Genomic DNA, 20,064 nt, shown 5'->3' with positions numbered 1-20,064 from the left:
CTGGCTGGGCTCAGCCTGCCTTTGCCGGGGTGTTGACGCCCATCGACTTCAGATACTGCTTCACGTTGCGCGCCGCCTGGCGCAGGCGCTGCTCGTTCTCGACCATCGCGATGCGCACAAAGCCCTCGCCATTCTCGCCGTACCCGACGCCGGGCGCGACCGCGACCTTGGCATGGGTGAGCAGCTGCTTGGAGAATTCGAGGCTGCCGAGATGCGCCAGCGCCGGGGGCAGCGGTGCCCAGGCAAACATCGAGGCGGGCGGGCTGGGGATATCCCAGCCGGCGCGGCCGAAGCTTTCGACCAGCACGTCGCGGCGCTTGTGGTAGAGTTGGCGGTTCGCCTCGACGATGTCCTGCGGGCCGTTAAGCGCTGCGCAGGCAGCGGCCTGGATCGGCGTGAAGGCACCGTAGTCGAGATACGACTTCACTCGGGTCATCGCCGCGATCAGCTTCTTGTTGCCCACCGCGAATCCCATGCGCCAGCCGGCCATCGAATAGGTCTTGGAGAGCGAGGTGAACTCGATTGCCACGTCCTTGGCGCCCTTGACCTGCAGGATCGAGACAGTCGGCTTGCCGTCGAAATAGAGCTCGGAATAGGCGAGGTCGGAAAGGATCCACACCTTGTTCTCGCGCGCCCAGGCGACGAGCCGCTCGTAGAAGGCGAGGTCGACCGTCTCCGCCGTCGGGTTCGACGGATAGTTGACCACCAGGATCGAGGGGCGCGGCACGGTGAAGGCGATCGCGCGCTCGAGGCTCTCGAAATAATGCTCGTCCGGCGTGGTCGGCACCGCGCGGATCGTCGCGCCGGCGAGGATGAAGCCGAAGGTGTGGATCGGGTAGCTGGGGTTGGGTGCCAGCACGACGTCGCCCGGCGCGGTGATCGCGGTGGCGAGGCTGGCCAGGCCCTCCTTCGAGCCCATGGTCACCACGACTTCGGTCTCGGGGTCGATCTCGACCCCGAAGCGGCGGGCGTAGTAATTCGCCTGGGCGCGGCGCAGGCCGGGAATGCCGCGCGACTGGGAATAGCCGTGCGCATCGGGCTTCTGCGCGACTTCGACCAGCTTCTCGATCACGTGTGGCGGCGGCGGCAGGTCCGGGTTGCCCATGCCGAGATCGATGATGTCCTCTCCCGCCGCACGCGCCGCTGCCCGCATCGCATTCACTTCGGCGATGACATACGGGGGCAGGCGCTTCATGCGGTAGAATTCTTCGGACATTTCCTCATCTCTCAGGGGTTGGAGCGCGGCACGACGCTGTACCGTTCGGGTTCCCTACGCCATGTTCGCGTCTGCGGGAATGACGAGTTGGATGTGGTGCGCTAAAGCAGCGCTTGAAGAGGATGCGCATGGCCGAGACGACGACCCCGCCGATTCCCGACCTGGAAGACCTGCAGCACTGGACCTGGGTGCTGGGGCGGGCCCAGCAGATGATGCTGGAACACGGCTTCGACTGGGTGGAGCACATGCCGGCGGCGCCGCCGTTCGGCGCGCTGCTCGATCCGACGGCGGCGGTGAAGGCGAGCACCGATTTCTGGGCGGACACGATGAAGCTGTGGCAGCGCTTCCTCGACCCGAGCCATGCCGAGCCTTTCGAGGAATCGCCCGAGCAGGCGCGCGACAAGCGCTTCAAGGCGCCGCAATGGCGCGAGGAGCCGGTGTTCGACTTCCTGCGCCAGAGCTATTTCGTGATCGCCGATCACATGCTGCGTGGCATCGACGCGATGGAGGGGATGGATTCGAAACAGAAGGAGCAGGTGCGCTTCGCGACCAGGGGATTCATCGATGCGCTGAGCCCGACCAACTTCCCGGCGACCAATCCCGAAGTGCTCGAGAAGATCGTCGAGACCAAGGGCGAGAGTCTGCTCAAGGGCCTGTCCAACATGATGGGCGACATGGCCAAGGGCCAGATGACCCAGACGGCGGAAGGCGCCTATGAGCTGGGCCGCAACCTGGCGATGACGCCGGGCAAGGTGGTCAAGCGCACGCCGCTCTACGAGCTGATCCATTATGCGCCGGCCGAGGGCGCCAAGCAGGTCTACGCCACCCCGCTGCTGATCTTCCCGCCCTGGATCAACCGCTTCTACATCCTCGATCTCAACCCCGAGAAGAGCTTCATCCGCTGGGCGGTGGAGCAGGGGCTGACCGTGTTCGTCGTCTCTTGGAAGTCCGCCGATGCCACGATGAAGGACGTGGTGTGGGACGATTTCGTCGAAGGCGGGCAGATCGACGCGATCGACACGGTCCGCGATCTGCTCGGCGTCGAGGGCGTGCACACGATCGGCTATTGCGTCGCCGGCACCACGCTCGCGGCGACGCTGGCGGTGCTGCATGCGCGGGGCGAGGCAAGGAAGGTGGCGAGCGCGACCTTCTTCACCGCGCAGGTCGATTTCTCCGAGGCCGGCGAGCTCGGCATGTTCGTCGATGACGACCAGCTGGCGATGATCCGCAACCTGAGCGCCGACGGCTTTCTCGACGGGCGCTACATGGCGGCGACGTTCAACCTGCTGCGCGGCCGCGACCTGATCTGGAACTACGTCACCAACAACTACCTGATGGGCAAGGACTATGCCCCGTTCGACCTGCTCCACTGGAACTCGGACGTGACCAACCTGCCGGCACGCTGGCACATGAGCTACCTGACCGACCTGTACCGCGACAACAAGCTGGTCCAGCCCGGCGCGCTGACGATCAACGGGACGCCGCTCGACCTCTCAAAGGTGCTGACGCCGACCTATGTCCAGGCCGGACGCGAGGACCATATCGCGCCGGCGCAGAGCGTCTGGAAGATGACCCATTACTTCAAGGGGCCGCTCAAGTTCGTGCTGGCGGGCTCCGGCCATATCGCGGGGGTGGTGAACCCCCCTTCGGCGCAAAAATACCAGTATTGGACCAATTCGGACAAGGTTGAGACGCTCGCGGAGTTCTTTGCGGGCGCAAAAGAGACTAAGGGGAGCTGGTGGCCCGACTGGATCGAATGGCTTGCAGCAATCGATTCGGAAAAGGTGCCGCCAAAGGGCGCTCGCGTGCCCGGCAAGGGGAAGCTTGCGGCGCTGGAAGATGCGCCCGGCAGCTACGTGCGTACGCGCTGATTTATCATCTAATTTGAACGCTTTGTGTATTTTTGTGCACTGCACAATAATGCTTGCAATGCCTGCCGGAAAAGCCTACATGTTGCATCGCAGCAATAGCTTTTAGGGAAGGCATATCATGGCCACCAAGGGACCGAAGACCGGCAAGCCAGCCGCTCCGAAGCCTGCGGCGCGCGCCAAGGCCGCGCCGGCGAAGGTTGCTGCGCCCAAGGCTGAGACGCCCGTGCAGGAGAAGGTTGCCAAACCGATCGTCGAGACGATCGTGAAAGCCCCCGTCGCCGAGCCGGCACCGGTCCTTGCGGACGCAACGCAGGAAGTGACTGAAACTGTTGAAGCCGTGGTCGAGCCGATCGTCGAGGCCGTCACGGAAACCGCAACCACCGCCGTGGAGATCGTCGAAGAGACGGTCGCCGCGCCGGCAGTGAAGGAAAAAGTGATGACCACCATCGAGAACGCCACCGGCAAGGCCCAGGCTCTGTTCGCCGAGTGGAACGACCGCACCAAGGCCGCTGTCGAGAAGTCGACCAAGCTGGTCGAGGAAGCCAATGACTTCGCCAAGGGCAATGTTGAGGCACTCGTCGAGTCGGGCCGCATCGCCGCCAAGGGCTTCGAAGGCCTTGGCCAGGACGCCGCCGAGTATAGCCGCAAGAGCTTCGAAAGCGCGACCGCCGCGCTGAAGAGCTTCTCGTCGGCCAAGACGCCGGCCGACTTCTTCAAGCTGCAGAGCGACTATTTCCGCGGCGCGTTCGACTCGTACGTCGCCGAGGCTTCGAAGAACACCGAGGCGCTGATCAAGCTCGCCAGCGACGCGGCCCAGCCGCTGTCGAACCGCGTTGCCGTCGCCGCCGAGAAGGTGAAGACCGCGGCGTAAGCCGGCGCTTCCCGCCAACCGGCGCAAGCCGGACAAATCGGCGCCGGAAGACACAGGATCAGGGCGGCCTTCCTTCGGGAAGGGCCGCCCTTTCCTTTTGCGAAAAGCACCCGGCTGTTCTCAATCAGGGTTTACGCGTGCGGCGTGGCCTTGCCCTTGGGGACGCGAGCCCATATTTTCCGCGGCGTGACAGATCCCGTGACATTCGACACCAACATGCCGCTGCGCATGGCCGAGGACGGCAATGACGACGATCGGGGCAACAACCCCTCGATCGGCCTCGCCACGCGTACTCGCACGCGCACCAAGAAGCCGACGCCCTATCGGGTGCTGATGCTCAACGACGATTACACGCCGATGGAGTTCGTCGTGCTGTGCCTGCAGCGCTTCTTCCGGATGGACATGGAAGAGGCGACTCGGGTGATGCTCCACGTCCACCAGCGCGGCGTGGGCGTGTGCGGGGTGTTCAGCTATGAAGTCGCCGAGACCAAGGTGAGCCAGGTGATCGAGTTCGCCCGGCAGAATCAGCATCCGCTCCAGTGCACGCTGGAAAAGGCCTGATCCTTTCCCGACTTTTCGCGTGATTGGAGTTCCCCGGCGAAGGCCGGGGCCCAGCCGCAGTGCAGTTCGAGAGTCTCCGGCGCCGTCGACCGTTCGTTGATACTGGATCCCGGCCTCCGCCGGGGAACGGCGTATGATCGCCCGCTGGACCCGTGATGACGGGCCCTTTGATCGTTACACCCCCGCCTAAGGGCTTGTCCGCGTAGGCGTTTTTCCGGGCGACACAGCTTCGGGGCGAATCGGTAAAAGGCCCTCAGTTCCTGGGAACCGGGGGGTTTTGGGCGGGAACGCAGGGCCGGACGGCGCGACTTGTCACCGCTGACGTCCGGCCCGACTTTTTCCGAGAATCGATGGATGCCGCTCAGCGCGCCCCGGGGAGCCAGCTGAGATCGAGCCCTTCATAGCGATTGACGTAATTGGCGGCGCGGGCGAGCGCGCGTTCGTCGAGCAAGGTGACGCGACCGCCTTCGCGCGCGATCAGATGCTCCTCCTCGAGCTGGCGCAGCATCCGGTTGACGTGCACGGCGGTCAACCCGGTGGCGTCCCCCACTTCCTCCTGCGTCAGTCCCAGCGAGAAGACATTGGCCAGGCTCTTGTCGGTGGCGCGCAGGCGATTGCGCAGCTCGAGCAGCAGCGCGGCGACGCGCGCCTTGGCGCTGGTGCGGCCGAGCGCGGCGAGCCGGTCGGTGAGCGCCACCCGCTCGATCTGCGAATAGACGAACACCATCGCCGAGAGGCGGGGATGGGCGAGCATCAGATCCGACAGCACGCCGCGATCGAACGGGCATACGACGCAGTCCGAAAGCGCGGCGAGTGTCTCGGGGGCTTCCTGATAGACGGCGCTGGAGACGCCGAGCATGTCCCCCGGGAACATGAAGCGCAGGATCTGGCGGCTGCCGTCGTCGAGCAGCACATAGCTCATCATCAGGCCCTTGCGCAGGATGTAGAGCTCGCTGCAGCCCTCATTCTCACGCTGGAGCACCGCCCCGCGACGCACATGCCGCTGGCGTTCCTCCAGTTTTTCGAGCGCATTCTGCTCGATCTCGGTCAGATCGATCAGCTCGCTCAGCTTTTCCGCAAAACAACTGCCGGACACGCGATGGCTTCCCCCCACGCGCCGATGCAAAGCAGTGCAATTGAATCAATGCATTAAAATCGATCAAGGGCGCAAAAAACGCCTGCACCCGAGCGGAGCGCCCCCTCAGACTTGCGTGCAGCGGGCGAGCGACTAGAAGCCCGGCATGGACCGTATTCTCATTCGTGGCGGCAATCGCCTCTCCGGCAAGATTCCCGTCTCCGGCGCCAAGAACGCCGCGCTCACGCTGATGCCCTGCGCGCTGCTCACCGACGAGCCGCTGACGCTGCGCAACCTGCCCCGCCTGGCCGACGTCGACAGCTTCGGCCACCTGCTCAACGAGCTGGGCGCCTCGACGGCGATCGAGGGCACGCGGCCGACCGATTTCGGGCGGGTGATGACGGTGCGCGCGGGCAAGCTGACCTCGACGGTCGCGCCCTATGACATCGTGCGGAAGATGCGCGCTTCGATCCTGGTGCTGGGTCCGCTGCTCGGCCGTGCCGGCGAGGCGACCGTCTCGCTGCCCGGCGGCTGCGCGATCGGCAACCGCCCGATCGACCTGCACCTGAAGGCGCTCGAGGCGATGGGCGCTGAGATCGAGATCGCTGCCGGCTATGTGAAGGCAAGCGCGCCGGGCGGGCGACTCAAGGGCGGGCGCTTCAGCTTCCCGGTGGTCTCGGTCGGCGCGACCGAGAATGCGCTGATGGCGGCGGTGACCTGCAAGGGCACCACCGTGCTCGACAACGCGGCGCGCGAGCCGGAGATCGTCGACCTGTGCAACCTGCTCGTCGCGATGGGCGCGCAGATCAGTGGCATCGGCACCGAGCGGCTGGAGATCGAAGGCGTCGATCGTCTGCACGGGGCGACCTATGCGGTGATGCCCGACCGGATCGAGGCGGGCAGCTATGCGTGCGCCGCCGCGATCACCGGCGGTGACGTCGAGCTGGTCGGCGCCGAGGCGAACGACATGCGCGCGACTCTCGATGCACTCGTGCAGGCCGGCGTCACGGTCGAGGAGACCAAGGGCGGCATCCGCGTCGCGGCCAATGGCCCGCTCAAGCCGCTGACGCTGTCGACCGCGCCCTTCCCGGGCTTCGCGACCGACATGCAGGCGCAGTTCATGGCGATGCAGCTGGTTGCCGAGGGCGCCAGCGTGTTCACCGAGACGATCTTCGAGAACCGCTACATGCACGTGCCCGAGCTCGCCCGCATGGGCGCGCATATCGACGTGCGCGGCCGCACCGCCGTGGTGCACGGGCCGACCAGGCTGGTCGGTGCCCAGGTGATGGCAACCGACCTGCGGGCCTCGATGAGCCTGATCCTTGCCGGCCTGGCCGCCGAGGGCGAGACCCAGGTCAATCGCGTCTATCATCTCGACCGCGGCTATGAGCGGCTCGAGGAGAAGCTGCAGGCCGTGGGCGCCGATATCGAGCGCGTCGGCGACGGCTAGGATGCCGCGGGGGCGGGGCATCAGGCTGGCGATGGGATCGGCGGCGCTGCTGCCGGCCCTTGTGCTTGCCGCAAGCTGGTTCCTCGCCTCGAAGATCGCCGCCGGCCATGCATCGGTGGTGACGCCGGCAGCGGCGCCGGCCGAGCAGGTGAAGCTCACGGCACGAGACGGCGTCGCGATCGCCGGCACCTATTGGCCGGGCCGAACGGCGAACGCGCCGGCGGTGCTGCTGCTCCACGGCGTCGGCGCCTCGCGCAACCAGACCGCGCCGATGGCCGAGGCGCTGGTCGCGCAGGGCTATGCGGCGCTGGCGATCGATCTGCGCGGGCATGGCGCATCGACAATCACCGATCACAGCTATGGTCTCGACGAGGGGCTGGACGCACGCGCCGCGTTCGACTGGCTGAAGGCGCGGCAGCATCGCGGCAAGGTGGCGGTGATCGGCGTCTCGCTGGGCGGGGCGGCGGCGCTGATCGGGCGCGACGGTCCGGTGCCGGCCGACGCGCTGGTGCTGGTCGCCGTGTTCCCGGACATCCGCCACGCCATCTACAACCGCATGGCTTCGGTGCTGACGCCGGTGGGCGGGACGATCGCCGAGCCGCTGCTCAGTTTCCAGTCGCTGCCGCGCTACGGCGTCTGGCCCGGGCGCATCGCGCCGATCGCGACGATCCGCGATTTCACCGCGCCGGTGCTGGTGATTGGCGGGGCGTCGGACCGCTACACGCCGCCGACGGAAACCCGCGCGCTGTTCGAGGCGGCGCCGGATCGCAAGGGGCTGTGGCTGGTGCCGGGGCTGAGCCACGGCGAGGTCAGCAACCTGCACGATGCCGAATGGAGCCGGCGGGTGAGCGGTTTCCTGCGCGGGACGATCGGGGCGCCCTAGCGGCTATTCCGCCGCGATCGCGATCGGCGGCAGGTCCTTGCGATGGGCCGAGGCGACCTGGTTCCGGCCATTCTCCTTGGCCTGATAGAGCGCCGCATCGGCCATGGTGAGCAGGTCGCCGGCGGTGCGGGTGGTCTCGGGGATCGAGGCGACACCGAACGAAGCCGAGATCCTGGCATCGTGGATCGCGGACAGCGCCTCGATGCGGGTGCGCAGCATCTCGCCGATCTGCATCGCATCGGCATGGTCGCATTCGGGCAGGATCACCACCAGCTCCTCGCCGCCATAGCGGCAGGCGACATCGGAGGGACGCAGTGCGCCGATGATCGCGCCGGCGACCGCGCGCAGCACGGCGTCGCCCATCGCATGGCCGTGCTCGTCGTTGAGCTTCTTGAAATGATCGAGGTCGATCATGATCGCCGAAAGCGGCGTGCCGCTGCGCTCGGCAAGGCTGGCATAGCGTTCCAGCGCATCTTCCATGTAGCGGCGATTGTAGAGCCCGGTCAGGGGATCGCGCAGCGCCTGGGTGCGCAGCTTCTCGCGCAGCGCGATATTGGAGACGGCGAGCGACATCGCGTCGGCGACCGCTTCGGCGAGCGGGCGGATCTCGGCGAGGCGCGCCGTGGCGTCCTCCGCGCTGGTGGCGACCTTGAGCATGCCCTGGATCTCGCCATGGGCCATCATCGGCACTTCGAGCACCGTCAGGCCCGACGCATGATGCTCGCAGCGGAGCATGCCGGGGCCGTTGCCGTTGATATGCGCCTTGCCGCGCTTGAGTGCCCAGCAGAGCGAGGGCGAGAGCGTCTTGAGCAGCCGCTCGTCCTCCGGCCAGTTCCAGCTCGTCGACAGCTCGAGCCGGTCGCGCGAATTGTTGAAGATGTAGAGCGCGCCGCAAAAGCCGGCGAGCAGGGTCTCGACCGTGGCGCGCAGCACGGCATTGGCGTCGGCATAGCCATTGGCGCTCTGCAGCATGTCGGTCATCTGGAGCAGGCGCTGGACGCGGCGGCGCTCCGCCTCGGCTTCGACCGCGGCGAGGCGGCGCTGCTCCAGGCCTTCGTTGTTGCGCGGCGTGGCGAAGACCAGGATCGCCAGGGCGACGCTGCCGGCCAGCATCTCGACCGCATAGGCGATGAACTGGCCGAGTTCGCCCTGCACGAACATGCTCGTGCCGCGCGCGACCATCATCAGGACGACCGAACCGGCAAGCGCCGCCGGCACGACGCGCATCAGCCGGTCAAGCGCTTGGGAGGACTTCGAGTTCATCTTCACCCATCCGAGAGCACCCGCTCGAACGGGCATACCCACTCATTATAGGGCGATCTCGGATGGGGTGGCTCAGCGGGTGGCGGTGCTCATCGAATAGGGGCGGGCGGCCTTGCCGGTCGCCCAGCTTTTGTTGGGAGTGGCGGACATGGTGAACTTCAGCTCGCCGCCGGCGACGATCTCGCCATGGGTCAGATAGCCGCGGGCCAGCGGCTTGCCGTTGAGCGTGACCTTGCCGACATATTTGTTGGCATCCGACAGGCCCTCGGCAACCACGGCGAAGCGCTTGCCGTTCGGCAGGTTGAGCGCGGCGCGATCGAGGAAGGGGCGGCCGATCACATACTGATTTGAGCCCGGTGCGACCGGATAGAAGCCGAGCGCGGTGAAGACGAGCCAGGCCGACATCTGGCCGAGATCGTCATTGCCCGACAGGCCGTCCGGCGTCGGCTTGTACTGGCTCTCGACAATCTGCTTCAGCCGCTCCTGGGTGCGCCAGGGCTGGCCGGCATAGCTGTAGAGATAGGCGACGTGGTGGCTCGGCTCGTTGCCATGGATATACTGGCCGATTAGCCCGGCAATGTCCTCGGCATGGCTGTAGTCGATCTTGGAATTGTCGAAGTCGAACATCGCATCGAGTTTCTTCACCACCGCGGCGTCGTTGCCGAGCAGCTTGAACATGCCGGCCTGGTCCTGGGGCACGAACCAGGAATATTGCCACGCATTGCCCTCGGTATAGTCCGATCCATAGTTGATCGCCGTGGGATCGAAGGGGGTGCGGTAGCTGCCGTCCGACTTGCGGGCGCGCAGGAACCCGGTCTTCGCGTCGAAGCTGTTGCGCCAGTTGCCGGCGCGCTTCTCGAAGGTCGCGGCGATGTCGGCCTTGCCCATCGCGCTCGCCATGCGGGCGATGGTCCAGTCGTCATAGGCATATTCGACCGTCTTGGAGGCCGCTTCCGGCTCCTTGTCGATCGGGACGTAGCCGAGCCTCATATACTGATCGAGGCCGCCATAGGGGCCGTAGGTGGCGCTCTTCACCATCGCATCGAGCGCGGCGTTCGGATCGAAGCCCTTGATGCCCTTGAGATAGGCGTCGGCGATCACCGGGACGGCGTGATAGCCGATCATCGTCCAGGTCTCGCGGCCATGGAATTGCCAGACCGGCAGGATGCCGAAGGGACTGACCTGCTGGCTGGCGATCAGCGAATTGACGAAATCGGCGTTCTTCTGCTCGCCCTGCGTGAGAAGAAGCAGCGGATGCTCGGCGCGGAAGGTATCCCAGAGCGAGAAGGTGGAGTGGAAGGTGAAGCCTTTGGCGGCATGGACCTGATCGTCCGGCCCGCGCCAGCGGCCGTCGGCGTCGGAGAAGACGCTGGGGGCGATCAGGCTGTGATAGAGCGCTGTCGCCGCGATCTTCTGCATCGGCGCCGGACCCTTGAGCTCGACGGCGGCGAGCGCGGTTTCCCAGGCCTTGCGGGTAGCGGCGCGAACGGTATCGAAGCCGCCAGACTCGCTATCGAGATTGGCGATCGCGCCATCCTCATCGACCGCGGAGATCGCGACTTTCACTTCGAGCGGCGCATTGAGTGGCCCGAAATCGAGCCGGGCGACCAACGCGCGTCCGGCAAGCTGTTGGGCGTCGTCGGCGCCGCGGCTCGGGCCCTGGAAGCCGCGATACTCGACCTTCTCCTCCTTGTTGAGGAAGGCATGGCCGGTGAGCGGCCGCGACGGGCGGATCGCGAAGAACAACTTGCGCGCCGGCGCCCAGCCGCGCGTCTCGCGGACGCCCGTGATCGTGCCGTCCGGCCGGATGCGGATCGAGGACCAGAGCGTCTTGCCGGGATAATTGTAGAGCGAGCTGCGCAGATCGAGCAGCAGATGCGCGTCCTTGCCGGCGGGGAAGGCATAGCGCTGCACGCCGATACGGGTGCCCGCGGTCATCTCGGCGCGGATGCCCTGCTTCGCCAGGGTGACGGCATAATAGCCGGGCTTGGCCTGTTCGGTCTGGTGATCGAAGGGCGAGCGATAGTCGTCGGGCTCGATGCCCGCCACCTCGCCCGAGACCGGCTGGATCAGGAAGTCGCCCAGGTCCGAATGGCCGGCACCCGAGAAATGGGTCATCGAGAAGCCCTGGATCGTTGGGTCCTCGTAGCGATAGCCGGCGGCGTGGCTGTAGCATTCGCGGATCTTGCAGGTCGTGTCGGTGTCCGGGCTCAGCTGGATCATCCCGAACGGTGCGACGGCGCCCGGGAAGGTGTGCCCCTCACCACCGGTGCCGATCATCGGATCGACCGATTCATAGGTGGATCCGCTGTCGCTCGTCTGCGCCGAAACCGGTGCAGTGGTGGTGAGCAGCAGGGTGGCGAGCGCGGCGAGGCCGGTGCGGAGCGGGGCGTTCATGGGCGCGGGTTAGAGCATGGCCCGCGCCCGCGTCCAAGCGAGATCAGAGCTTCATCGTGCCGGTATCGATGAACCGTTGATGCCAGGACAGCGCCTCGCCGCAGAGCATCGGCGTCTGCAACCCGTAGCTGCCCTTGAGCGCGCGGTCATAGTAATCGCGGAGCATCGGGCGATAGTCGGGATGCGCGCATTTCTCGATCACCAGCTCGGCGCGGCGGCGCGGGGCGAGGCCGCGCAGATCGGCCAGGCCCTGTTCGGTGACGATCACCTGCACGTCCTGGGCGATATGATCGACATGACTGACATGTGGCACGATCGTGGAGATCTTTCCGTTCTTGGCGGTGGAGCCGGTCATGAAGATCGAGAGATAGGCGTTGCGCGCGAAATCGCCCGAGCCGCCGATGCCGTTCTGGATGCGCGAGCCCATGATATGGGTCGAGTTGACGTTGCCATAGATGTCGGCCTCGATCAGCCCGTTCATCGCGAGGCAGCCCAGGCGGCGGACGAGCTCGGGATGGTTGCTCATCTCCTGCGGGCGCAGGATGATGCGATCGCGGAACTGCGCCATCTCTGCATTGAGCCGCGCCGCGGCATCCGGGCTGAGCGAGAAGGCGGTGCACGACGCCATGCGCAGCTTGCCCGAGGCGAGCAGGTCGAGCATCCCGTCCTGCAGCACTTCGGTATAGGCAGTCATGTCGGTGAAGGGTGAATCGAGCAGCCCGGTGAGCACCGCATTGGCGATGTTGCCTACGCCCGACTGGATCGGCAGCAGGTTCGGGGGCAGTCGGCCCTTGCCGACTTCGTGCTTGAAGAACTCGATGATGTGGCCGGCGATCGCCATCGCGCATTCGTCTGGCTTGGCGAAGGGCAGGTTGCGATCGGGCGCATCGGTCTCGACTACGGCGATCACCTTGTCCGGATCGCAGCGGAAGCTCGGCTGGCCGAAGCGATCGTCGGGGCGGACCAGCGGGATCGGCACGCGGTTGGGCGGCAGCGCCGTGCCGTAATAGATGTCGTGCATCCCATCGAGCGCGGGGTTCTGCCAGCTGTTGACCTCGAGGATCACGGCATGGGCACGATCGAGCCAGGTCTTGTTGTTGCCGACGGAGGAGGAGGGGATCAGCGAGCCATCGGCATTGATGCCGGCGACTTCGATCACCGCGATGTCGAGCGGGCCGAGAAAACCTTCCCAGGCCATCGGTGCGACCTGGCTCAAATGCATGTCGAGATATTCCATCTCGCCCTTGTTGATCCGCTCGCGCGCGGTGGGATCGGAGTTATAGGGCAGGCGCAGCTCGATGCCGTCAGCCGCGGCGAGCGCGCCGTCGAGCTCGGGGCCGGTCGAGGCGCCGGTCCACACCTTCACCCGCAGATTGCGTCCTGCCTTGCGCTCATCGGCGATCCGTTTCGCCAGCGCCATCGGCACCGCCTTGGGATAACCCGATCCGGTGAAACCGCTCATGCCGACGGTCATGTGATCGTCGATGAAGCTGGCGGCCTGCTCGGCGCTGGTTACCTTGGCGGCAAGTCCGGGATGGGCGATACGCGAAGTCATGGGTATCCTCTCGGGCGATGTTGCCCGCTCGCTAGCGCACGGTGGATGCATGCACGAATGCAGGTTTCGCATGCTGCACGCGCGAGGCGAGCACGGGGCTGACGCGGCGTGTCCGGCGCTCTAGGTTGGCGGCATGAAGATCGCCGCGCTGCTGCTGCCCGTCGCCCTTTCGGTTCCCGCGCCCGAGCAGGGCGAGCGCCTGCCGGTGCATATCGGCGGCCGCGCCGTGGCCGAGGGGAAGGCGCTGCGCTTCGGCTGGCCGGGAACCTATTTCGAAGGACGCTTCCGCGGCACCGACGTGACCGTGGCCTTCGATACCAGGACCGATTTCTATCGCGTGCTGATCGACGGCAAGGTCTTCCAGACCTTGACCAAGCCTGAGCGGACCGAGCTGCGGGTGAAGGGGCTCAAGCCCGGTGTGCACACGGTCCGGCTGGAGAAGCTGACCGAAAGCCAGTCGGGCGGTGGCATCTTCCTGGGCTTCTTCACCAGCGGCACGCCGATGGGGGCGCCGGCGCTGCGCAACCAGATCGAGTTCATCGGCGATTCGCACAGCGTCGGCTATGGCAACACCTCGCCCACGCGCGACTGCAAGTCGCAGCAGGTGCATGATACGACCGATACCAGCGCGGCGTTCGGGCCGGTCCTGGCGAAGCGGCTGGGCGCGGACTACCGGGTGATCGCCTATTCGGGCTACGGCATCGTCCGCAACTATGCCGGCAAGTTCCCGGGCGAGAACCTGCCCTATCTCTATGCGCGTGCCATTCCGGGCGAGGCCGGAGCCGCCGCGCCGGACAAGGGCTGGCGGCCGGGCGTGATCGTCATCAACCTCGGTACCAACGATTTCTCGACGCCGGTCCATGCCGGTGAGGCCTGGGCGGATGACGCGGCGCTTCGGGCGGACTACCGGGTCAAATACATCGCATTCGTCAGGGCCCGGCAGGCAGCGCAGCCTGGCGCGCGCGTCCTCCTGATGGGCGCCGAGAATTTCTACGCCGATGTCGCCGCCGTCGCCGCCGCGACGGGGGCAACCCCGGTGAAGGTGCCGGCGCTCGAAATGACAGGGTGCAACTGGCACCCGTCGCTCAAGGATCACCGGGTGATGGCGGACCTGCTCGCCGCGACGCTCAGAACGCCGAAGCGCTGAGCTTCACATCGGCGCGGACCCAGGCGGCGGCGAAGTCCTTTTCCGCCGTGCCGGCATCCTTGCCTTGCGCCTTCAATGCCTGGACGAGGCCGAACAGCGCCCAGCCGTTGTGCGGATTGCGCTTGAGGTCCTCGCGATACACTGCCTCGGCTTCCGCCGGCGTGTTGCTGCCGAGCAGGGCTGCGCCGAGCAAGTGGCGGCTCGGGAAGAACGCGTCCGAAGGCTCGTTGTACGAGAGCGTATCCTCGACCTTCACGGCTTCGCGTAGCGCCGTGAGCGCAGCCGGCTTGTCGCCGCTGTCCCAGGCGATCCGCGCTTCCGCGCGCAGCTCGGCGATGCGGAACAGCGGGGCGGCCATGTTCATGCCGGCCAACGCATCGGCGGGAGCACCGGCGATCTTCGCCTTGAGCTTCGCCAGCTCTGCTTTTGCCTCGTCGCGCTTGCCCGTGGCGGCGAGCGCGATGGTGCGGGCGGAGAGCCAGTTGACGGTAAGGTCGAGCAACCGGGCATCGGGCTGCGGCTCGGCGAGCATCTCCTGCCAGCGGCCAAAGCGGATCAGCGCTTCGTAGAGATAGCCGATGCCCCAATCCATGCCGGGCATGGCGGCGGCCTGATCGTCGGTGAATACCTTGCGGACGTCGCGCAGCGCCTTGATCGTCTCGGCGGTGCGGCCCTCCATCGAGGCGGCGGCGGCGAGGAACTGGAGATTGTGCGCCGAATACATCGGGTAATAATCGATCGCCGCGGTCTTCGCGTAATAGGCCTTGTCCGCCGCATCGGCGAGGCGATTGGCCTCGGCCGATTCCTCGTAGCGGCCCACGCGCTGGAGGATGTGCGAGGGCATGTGCACGACATGGCCGGCGCCTGGCATCATCGCCTTGAGCCGTTCGGCGGAGTCGATGGCCTTGCCCGGCGCGGTCGAGGCCTCGACGGCGTGGATATAATAATGGTTGGCGCCGGGATGATGCGGGTTGCGGGCGAGCACCGTCTCCAGGGTGGTCACGATCTCGGGCGTATCCCTGGCCGGGGTGCCGTCGGCGTTCCACAGCTTCCACGGGGTGCGGTTCATCTGCGCTTCGGCGAACAGGGTCAGGATGTCGTCATCCTTGGGGAAGGCCCTGGCGGCATCGCGCATCGCGTCGCCGAACGCGGCGAGCAGGGGGGCGCTGTTCGTCGGATCGACCGGCTGGGGGCCGGTGTAGCGCTTCGCCAGCGCGAGGATCAGCGCGCGGTTCGCCGGGGTCGCGGAGGGCGCCAAGGCTTCGGCCTTCTTGAGCGCGTCCCAGGCAACCCGCGCGCGCCCCTCGGCCATCATCGGCATGTTGTAGTTGGGACCCAGCGTCAGTGCGACGCCCCAATAGCAGATGCCGCATTTCGGATCGGCCTCGGCGGCCCTGGCGAAGCTGCGCGCGGCTTCGTCATGATTGAACGCCCAGAGCAGGCGCATGCCCTGGTCGAAATAGGCCTGGGCGGCGAGGACCTTGGTACCCGCATCGCGGTGGAAGCTGCCGAGATCGGGGAAGAGCTGGGCGCCGGCCGCCCAATCGGTGAGCGTCTGGGGGAAGCCGTGACCGGCGTGCATGCCGGCCATGTCGCTCGTCTGGGCGACGGCAGGCGGGGCCAGCAGCGGTGCGGCGAGCAGTGCGAGAAAGCGCGAAAGACGGATCATGGCCGAGTTCCCCCTCGGACCGGCAGGATACGCCTTTCGAGCCCTAACCTCAATCAGTCTCCCTGGCAGTTCCCCGGCGAAAGCCGGGGCCCAGGGTCACGAGTGAATCGGCCGGAAACCCTGGGCCCCGGCCTTCGCCGGGGATCCGTTCTCGCAAACCGATGACTCAGACCGCCTTCAGCGCCTCCTCGAAGTCAGCGATCAGGTCGTCGGCATCCTCGACGCCGATCGAGATGCGGACGAGATTGTCGGTGATGCCCAGCGCCTGCTTGCGCGCGTCCGGCACCGAGAGATGGGTCATGCCGGCGGGGTGGCTGGCCAGTGTCTCGGTGCCGCCGAGCGACACGGCGAGCTTGGCGATCTTGAGCGCGTCGAGGAAGGCGAAGGCCTCCTTCTCGCCGCCCTTCAGATAGAGCGAGAAGGTGGAGCCGGCGCCGGTGCAGTGGCGCTTGTAGATGTCCGCCTGGCGCGAGCCTTCCTCGAGGAAGCCGAGATAGCCGACATGCTCGACCTTGGGATGGTTGCGCAGGAACTCGCAGACCTTCACCGCATTCTCGCCGGCACGCGACATGCGCAGTTCCAGCGTCTCGAGGCTGCGGAGCAGCATCCAGGCGGTGTTGGGATCGCAGATCGTGCCGATCGTGTTGCGCATCAGCCGGATCGTGTTGATGTGCTCCTTCGAGCCGAGCACGCCGCCCGCCACCAGGTCCGAATGGCCGCCCGCATATTTGGTCAGCGAGTAGACGACGATGTCGGCACCCTGCTTGAGCGGCTGGGCCCAGAGCGGCCCGAGGAAGGTGTTGTCGATCGCGATCGGCGGCTTGTTGGCGCCGGTGAAGATCGCGTCGCGGCTGGCACGCACGGCCTCGACATCGACCAGCGCGTTGGTCGGGTTGGCCGGGCTCTCCAGATAGATCAGCGCGACATTGCCCGAGGCGGCCTTGCTCAGCACCGCGTCGATCTCCTCGCGGGTGGCGCCCGCCGGGAAGTCGAGCCAGTGGACGCCGAAGCGGCCGAGGATGCGGGCGATCAGCGTCTCGGTCGCCGCATAAAGCGGGCCCGAATGGACGATCGTATCGCCCGGCTTGACCATCGACAGGAACAGGGTGGCGATCGCCGACATGCCCGAGGAGAAGGCCAGCGCATCCTCGGCGCCTTCCCAGATGCCGAGGCGATCCTCGAGGATCTCCTGGTTCGGGCCGTTGAAGCGCGAATAGACCAGCCCGTCGGCGCCGCCCGGGCGCTTGCCGGTGACGCCTTCGAAGTGGCGCTTGCCTGCCGCGGCATTGGGGAAGACGAAGGTCGAGGTGAGGAAGATCGGCGGCTTCAGCGAGCCTTCCGAGAGCATCGGATCATAGCCATGGCCCATCATCATCGTGCTGGGCTTGAGCTGGCGGCTGCCGATCTTGTCAGCCGAGGGCTTGGGGCGTCGCCGCGGGGTGCCGCCGGTCAGATCGGCTTCGGTTTCGTCAGTCATGCAGGCTCTCCGGGACTCGGGTTATTTTGTTTCAACTGTAACGATCCAGGCGGAGTTGGGGAGCCTGAAACGTCCTAGAAGCCACAAAAGTCGCGGCGTGGCGGCGGAGCCGGCGGTCTGTCGATCACGTCCATTTCGTCATGCTGAACTCGTTTCAGCATCCAAGGTGCCGCAGGCGGTATCGCTTGCGGGGCGAGCGCGTCGCCCAGCCCGGACTTGGACCCTGAAACAAGTTCAGGGTGACGGTGGATATGGGCTTAGGTGAGCCCGATCAGGCTGATCTGCCGGCCGTAATCCGGCTCCTGCCGGTGCGTCGCGCGGCGGAAGCTGTAGAAATGCTTCGGCTGGGCATAGGTGTCCTGCCCCAGCATCTCGATCGTGCGCAGCCCGGCGGCAGCTAGGCGGGAGGCGACATAGGCCTCCAGGTCGAACTGCCAGTGATCCTCGCGCCGGCCTTCGGTGAAGAAGCGCTCATTGTCGGGATCGGCATCGGCGAAGCGCTGGAGGAAGCCGAGATCGACTTCGTAGGAAGCACGAGCGATGCACGGGCCGATCGCGGCGACGATGCGATCGCGGCTGGCGCCGAGGGCTTCCATCGCGGCGATCGTCGAATCGGTGACGCCGCCGACCGCGCCCTTCCACCCGGCATGAGCAGCGCCGACCACGCCGGCCTGCTTGTCGGCGAACAGCACCGGCGCGCAATCGGCGGTGAGGATGCCGAGCGCGAGGCCCGGGCGATCGGTGACCAGCGCATCGGCATGCGGGCGCACCCGCTCTTCCCAGGGCTCGGCAACGGTGACGCAATCGGCCGAATGGACCTGATAGAGCGAGACGAGCCGGCCGCCGGGCAGCACCGCTTCGGTCGCGCGGCGGCGGTTCTCGGCGATCAGATCGGGATTGTCGGTGGAGCCGAGCCCGACATTGAGGCTGGCCATCGCGCCGGTGGAGACGCCGCCTTTGCGGCCGAGAAAGCCATGCGCGATCCCGTTCAGCGCGCGGGCGCGGAAAACTTCGACTTCACTCGTCATGCCATCACTCACAATGCGCGGCGCATCAGCCGGTCTTCATCCTCATGCTCGCCGACCAGGAAGATATAGGGGCCGCGGTCCTCGAACCCGTTCTTCTCGTAGAAGCGCTTCGCCCGGTGATTGTCGATATAGACCGACAGCCAGAGCTCGTCGGCGCCGCGCGCGCGCCCCTCTTCCACTGCCCATTCGAGCAGGACCTGCGCGGCGCCGCTGCCCTTGGCGCGCTCGTCGAGATAGAGCTGGCGGAGTTCGTGGGGGCGCGAGGTCACCGTTGCAGGCAGGGTGAGCGCGCTGGTCTTGGCGAAGCCGGCCAGTCCCTGTTCGTCCTCGGCGAGGTGGAAGCGCAGGTCGGGCTGAGCGAACTCGTCGGCCCAGGCCTCGGGGGTGAAGCCGGCGAAGAAAGCCGCGAGATTCTCCGGCGTGTAGAGATGGCCGAAGGTCGCGGTGAAGCTGACCCGGAACAGCGCGTCGATCGCGGGCAGATCGGCGGGGGTGGCGTCGCGGTAGATCATTCGCTGAATCCTGCCGGTACCGGCCAGCCCGGTGCGGTGAAGGCGATCACCTTGAACAGCTCGCCCATCTGCTCGGGATCGGTCAGCCGCTCGCGATCGGTCGCGAGCTGGCCGGCGCGGTCGGGCGAAGCGAGCGACAGGCTGGCGGTGCGTTCGGTGATGCCGAGGCGGGTGAGGAACTCGCCCTGGGTGACCGGTCCGTGGACGACCAGCCCTTCGGCACGCGCGGCCTCGCCCAAGGTGGCGAAATCGACATGCGCGGTCAGGTCCGCCTCGCCGGGCTCTTCGAACGGGTTGGCATAGGCATGCCCCCTAACCGCCTGCAGCGTGTCGCCGAGGGCCGGGCCCATATAGCCATAGTCGATGACCAACGCCGCGCCGCCCTGGTCGTTCAGCCGCTTGGCGAGCTGGCGCAGCACCGCGACGCTTGCCGGCGAGGTCTCCATGATCGAGCCGGGCGCGGCATCCTTGTAGTCGCGCGGGATGATCATGTCGAAGCTGCGGTCGCCAGCGATCGGCAGGAATAGCGTGTCCTGGCATGCGATCAGCCGCTCTCGCCAGCCTTCCTGGGTGGCGATGAGCTGTCGGATCGGCAGTGCGTCGAAGAACTCGTTGGCGACGAAGACCAGCGGGGCATCGTCGGGCAGGCCGACCAGGTCGAGATGGAATTCGGCGCCCGGCACGCGCTCGGCCTGGGCGGCGCGCAGCGTCGGGCTGGTCTCGACGAGGTCGACGGGTGGGGCGAGGCCGATGCGCGACATCGCCCGCAGCGCGTCGGCCGCCAGCGTGCCGCGGCCCGGCCCGAGTTCGACATAGCGGATCGGCGGTTGCTCGGCGCGCTGCCAGATATCGGCGATCCACAGTCCGATCAGCTCGCCGAACATCTGGCTCACTTCGGGCGCAGTGGTGAAGTCGCCGCGTGCGCCCAGCGGATCGCGGGTTCCGTAATAATGCGCATTGGCGGCGCCCATGAACTGCGAGAGCGGGATCGGCCCGGCCATGGTGATGGCGCGGGCCAGCCGCTCGGCAAGCAGGGGCTCGGCGGCGTTGGCCGCGCGTTCCCCTGCCGGGGCATCGAGAGGGTTCTCG

Annotated in this window: 16 protein-coding genes; 6 read left to right on the top strand and 10 right to left on the bottom strand. The window is 66.7% G+C overall.

Annotation, left to right across the window (positions count from 1 at the left end):
* Positions 1-10: 10 nt before the first annotated feature.
* Entirely contained in the window at positions 11-1,216 is a 1,206-nt protein-coding gene (locus tag O3305_RS13675) for an LL-diaminopimelate aminotransferase (protein ID WP_184164199.1), read from the bottom strand.
* A 122-nt stretch (positions 1,217-1,338) separates the two neighbouring features.
* Between O3305_RS13675 and O3305_RS13670 the strand changes: the two genes are divergently transcribed.
* The 3 genes from O3305_RS13670 (at position 1,339) to clpS (ending at position 4,519) form a co-directional block, all read left to right on the top strand.
* A complete protein-coding gene (locus O3305_RS13670) occupies positions 1,339-3,087 on the top strand; it encodes a PHA/PHB synthase family protein (RefSeq protein WP_502958204.1) in 1,749 nt (582 codons plus the stop codon).
* A gap of 118 nt (positions 3,088-3,205) precedes the next feature.
* Positions 3,206-3,958: a phasin family protein gene (locus tag O3305_RS13665; protein ID WP_184164205.1), complete on the top strand. Its 753-nt coding sequence runs from the start codon at positions 3,206-3,208 to the stop codon at positions 3,956-3,958.
* A gap of 228 nt (positions 3,959-4,186) precedes the next feature.
* Positions 4,187-4,519: an ATP-dependent Clp protease adapter ClpS gene (clpS, locus tag O3305_RS13660; RefSeq protein WP_184165141.1), complete on the top strand. Its 333-nt coding sequence runs from the start codon at positions 4,187-4,189 to the stop codon at positions 4,517-4,519.
* A 361-nt stretch (positions 4,520-4,880) separates the two neighbouring features.
* On the opposite strand, the gene O3305_RS13655 is transcribed toward clpS, so the two are convergent.
* The gene (locus tag O3305_RS13655; RefSeq protein ID WP_269573049.1) at positions 4,881-5,615 is read right to left on the bottom strand and encodes a Crp/Fnr family transcriptional regulator; all 735 of its coding nucleotides are present in this window, start codon (positions 5,613-5,615) and stop codon (positions 4,881-4,883) included.
* A 145-nt stretch (positions 5,616-5,760) separates the two neighbouring features.
* Between O3305_RS13655 and murA the strand changes: the two genes are divergently transcribed.
* Together murA and O3305_RS13645 are read left to right on the top strand one after the other, a co-directional pair.
* Positions 5,761-7,044: a UDP-N-acetylglucosamine 1-carboxyvinyltransferase gene (gene murA / locus O3305_RS13650; protein WP_184164208.1), complete on the top strand. Its 1,284-nt coding sequence runs from the start codon at positions 5,761-5,763 to the stop codon at positions 7,042-7,044.
* Between the two features lies 1 nt (position 7,045).
* Complete coding sequence (locus tag O3305_RS13645) at positions 7,046-7,927, top strand: alpha/beta hydrolase (protein WP_269573048.1); 882 nt, start codon at positions 7,046-7,048, stop codon at positions 7,925-7,927.
* A gap of 3 nt (positions 7,928-7,930) precedes the next feature.
* Here O3305_RS13645 and O3305_RS13640 read toward each other — a convergent pair whose 3' ends face one another.
* The 3 genes from O3305_RS13640 to scpC all read right to left on the bottom strand — a co-directional run bounded on the left by O3305_RS13640 (position 7,931) and on the right by scpC (position 13,142).
* Positions 7,931-9,190, bottom strand: a complete 1,260-nt coding sequence (locus tag O3305_RS13640; protein ID WP_269573047.1) for a GGDEF domain-containing protein — start codon at positions 9,188-9,190, stop codon at positions 7,931-7,933.
* Positions 9,191-9,262: 72 nt separating this feature from the next.
* Positions 9,263-11,587: a GH92 family glycosyl hydrolase gene (locus tag O3305_RS13635; protein ID WP_269573046.1), complete on the bottom strand. Its 2,325-nt coding sequence runs from the start codon at positions 11,585-11,587 to the stop codon at positions 9,263-9,265.
* A gap of 43 nt (positions 11,588-11,630) precedes the next feature.
* A complete protein-coding gene (gene scpC / locus O3305_RS13630; RefSeq protein WP_269573045.1) occupies positions 11,631-13,142 on the bottom strand; it encodes a succinyl-CoA:acetate CoA-transferase ScpC in 1,512 nt (503 codons plus the stop codon).
* Positions 13,143-13,275: 133 nt separating this feature from the next.
* Here scpC and O3305_RS13625 point away from each other — a divergent pair, with 133 nt between their 5' ends.
* Entirely contained in the window at positions 13,276-14,289 is a 1,014-nt protein-coding gene (locus tag O3305_RS13625) for an SGNH/GDSL hydrolase family protein (RefSeq protein ID WP_269573044.1), read from the top strand.
* Here the strand turns inward: O3305_RS13625 and O3305_RS13620 are convergent.
* The 5 genes from O3305_RS13620 to O3305_RS13600 form a co-directional block, all read right to left on the bottom strand.
* Entirely contained in the window at positions 14,270-15,958 is a 1,689-nt protein-coding gene (locus O3305_RS13620; RefSeq protein ID WP_269573043.1) for a UDP-N-acetylglucosamine--peptide N-acetylglucosaminyltransferase SPINDLY family protein, read from the bottom strand. The two genes, O3305_RS13625 and O3305_RS13620, sit on opposite strands and share 20 nt — an antisense overlap.
* Positions 15,959-16,124: 166 nt before the next feature.
* Entirely contained in the window at positions 16,125-17,435 is a 1,311-nt protein-coding gene (locus tag O3305_RS13615) for a cystathionine gamma-synthase family protein (RefSeq protein ID WP_269573042.1), read from the bottom strand.
* Positions 17,436-17,692: 257 nt separating this feature from the next.
* Positions 17,693-18,463: a peptidoglycan editing factor PgeF gene (pgeF, locus tag O3305_RS13610; RefSeq protein WP_269573041.1), complete on the bottom strand. Its 771-nt coding sequence runs from the start codon at positions 18,461-18,463 to the stop codon at positions 17,693-17,695.
* A gap of 8 nt (positions 18,464-18,471) precedes the next feature.
* Complete coding sequence (locus O3305_RS13605) at positions 18,472-18,975, bottom strand: GNAT family N-acetyltransferase (RefSeq protein ID WP_269573040.1); 504 nt, start codon at positions 18,973-18,975, stop codon at positions 18,472-18,474.
* Positions 18,972-19,976, bottom strand: coding sequence for a class I SAM-dependent methyltransferase (locus tag O3305_RS13600; RefSeq protein WP_269573039.1), 1,005 nt, complete (start codon positions 19,974-19,976; stop codon positions 18,972-18,974). The genes O3305_RS13605 and O3305_RS13600 overlap by 4 nt, the downstream gene beginning before the upstream one ends.
* Positions 19,977-20,064: the final 88 nt, after the last annotated feature.

The sequence above is a fragment of the Sphingomonas sp. NIBR02145 genome (assembly GCF_027359115.1).
Taxonomy (GTDB): Bacteria; Pseudomonadota; Alphaproteobacteria; order Sphingomonadales; family Sphingomonadaceae; genus Sphingomonas; species Sphingomonas kyeonggiensis_A.
The sequence above is the reverse complement of the archived record's forward strand: the minus strand, read 5'-3'. Positions and strand labels throughout refer to the sequence as shown.

Coding starts and splice junctions, on each gene's coding strand:
- O3305_RS13675 (WP_184164199.1), bottom strand. CDS start 1,216: ATGTCCGAAGAATTCTACCGCATGAAGCGCCTGCCCCCGTATGTCATC.
- O3305_RS13670 (WP_502958204.1), top strand. CDS start 1,339: ATGCGCATGGCCGAGACGACGACCCCGCCGATTCCCGACCTGGAAGAC.
- O3305_RS13665 (WP_184164205.1), top strand. CDS start 3,206: ATGGCCACCAAGGGACCGAAGACCGGCAAGCCAGCCGCTCCGAAGCCT.
- clpS (WP_184165141.1), top strand. CDS start 4,187: ATGGCCGAGGACGGCAATGACGACGATCGGGGCAACAACCCCTCGATC.
- murA (WP_184164208.1), top strand. CDS start 5,761: ATGGACCGTATTCTCATTCGTGGCGGCAATCGCCTCTCCGGCAAGATT.
- O3305_RS13645 (WP_269573048.1), top strand. CDS start 7,046: ATGCCGCGGGGGCGGGGCATCAGGCTGGCGATGGGATCGGCGGCGCTG.
- O3305_RS13640 (WP_269573047.1), bottom strand. CDS start 9,190: ATGAACTCGAAGTCCTCCCAAGCGCTTGACCGGCTGATGCGCGTCGTG.
- O3305_RS13635 (WP_269573046.1), bottom strand. CDS start 11,587: ATGAACGCCCCGCTCCGCACCGGCCTCGCCGCGCTCGCCACCCTGCTG.
- scpC (WP_269573045.1), bottom strand. CDS start 13,142: ATGACTTCGCGTATCGCCCATCCCGGACTTGCCGCCAAGGTAACCAGC.
- O3305_RS13625 (WP_269573044.1), top strand. CDS start 13,276: ATGAAGATCGCCGCGCTGCTGCTGCCCGTCGCCCTTTCGGTTCCCGCG.
- O3305_RS13620 (WP_269573043.1), bottom strand. CDS start 15,958: ATGATCCGTCTTTCGCGCTTTCTCGCACTGCTCGCCGCACCGCTGCTG.
- O3305_RS13615 (WP_269573042.1), bottom strand. CDS start 17,435: ATGACTGACGAAACCGAAGCCGATCTGACCGGCGGCACCCCGCGGCGA.
- pgeF (WP_269573041.1), bottom strand. CDS start 18,463: ATGACGAGTGAAGTCGAAGTTTTCCGCGCCCGCGCGCTGAACGGGATC.
- O3305_RS13605 (WP_269573040.1), bottom strand. CDS start 18,975: ATGATCTACCGCGACGCCACCCCCGCCGATCTGCCCGCGATCGACGCG.
- O3305_RS13600 (WP_269573039.1), bottom strand. CDS start 19,976: ATGGCCGGGCCGATCCCGCTCTCGCAGTTCATGGGCGCCGCCAATGCG.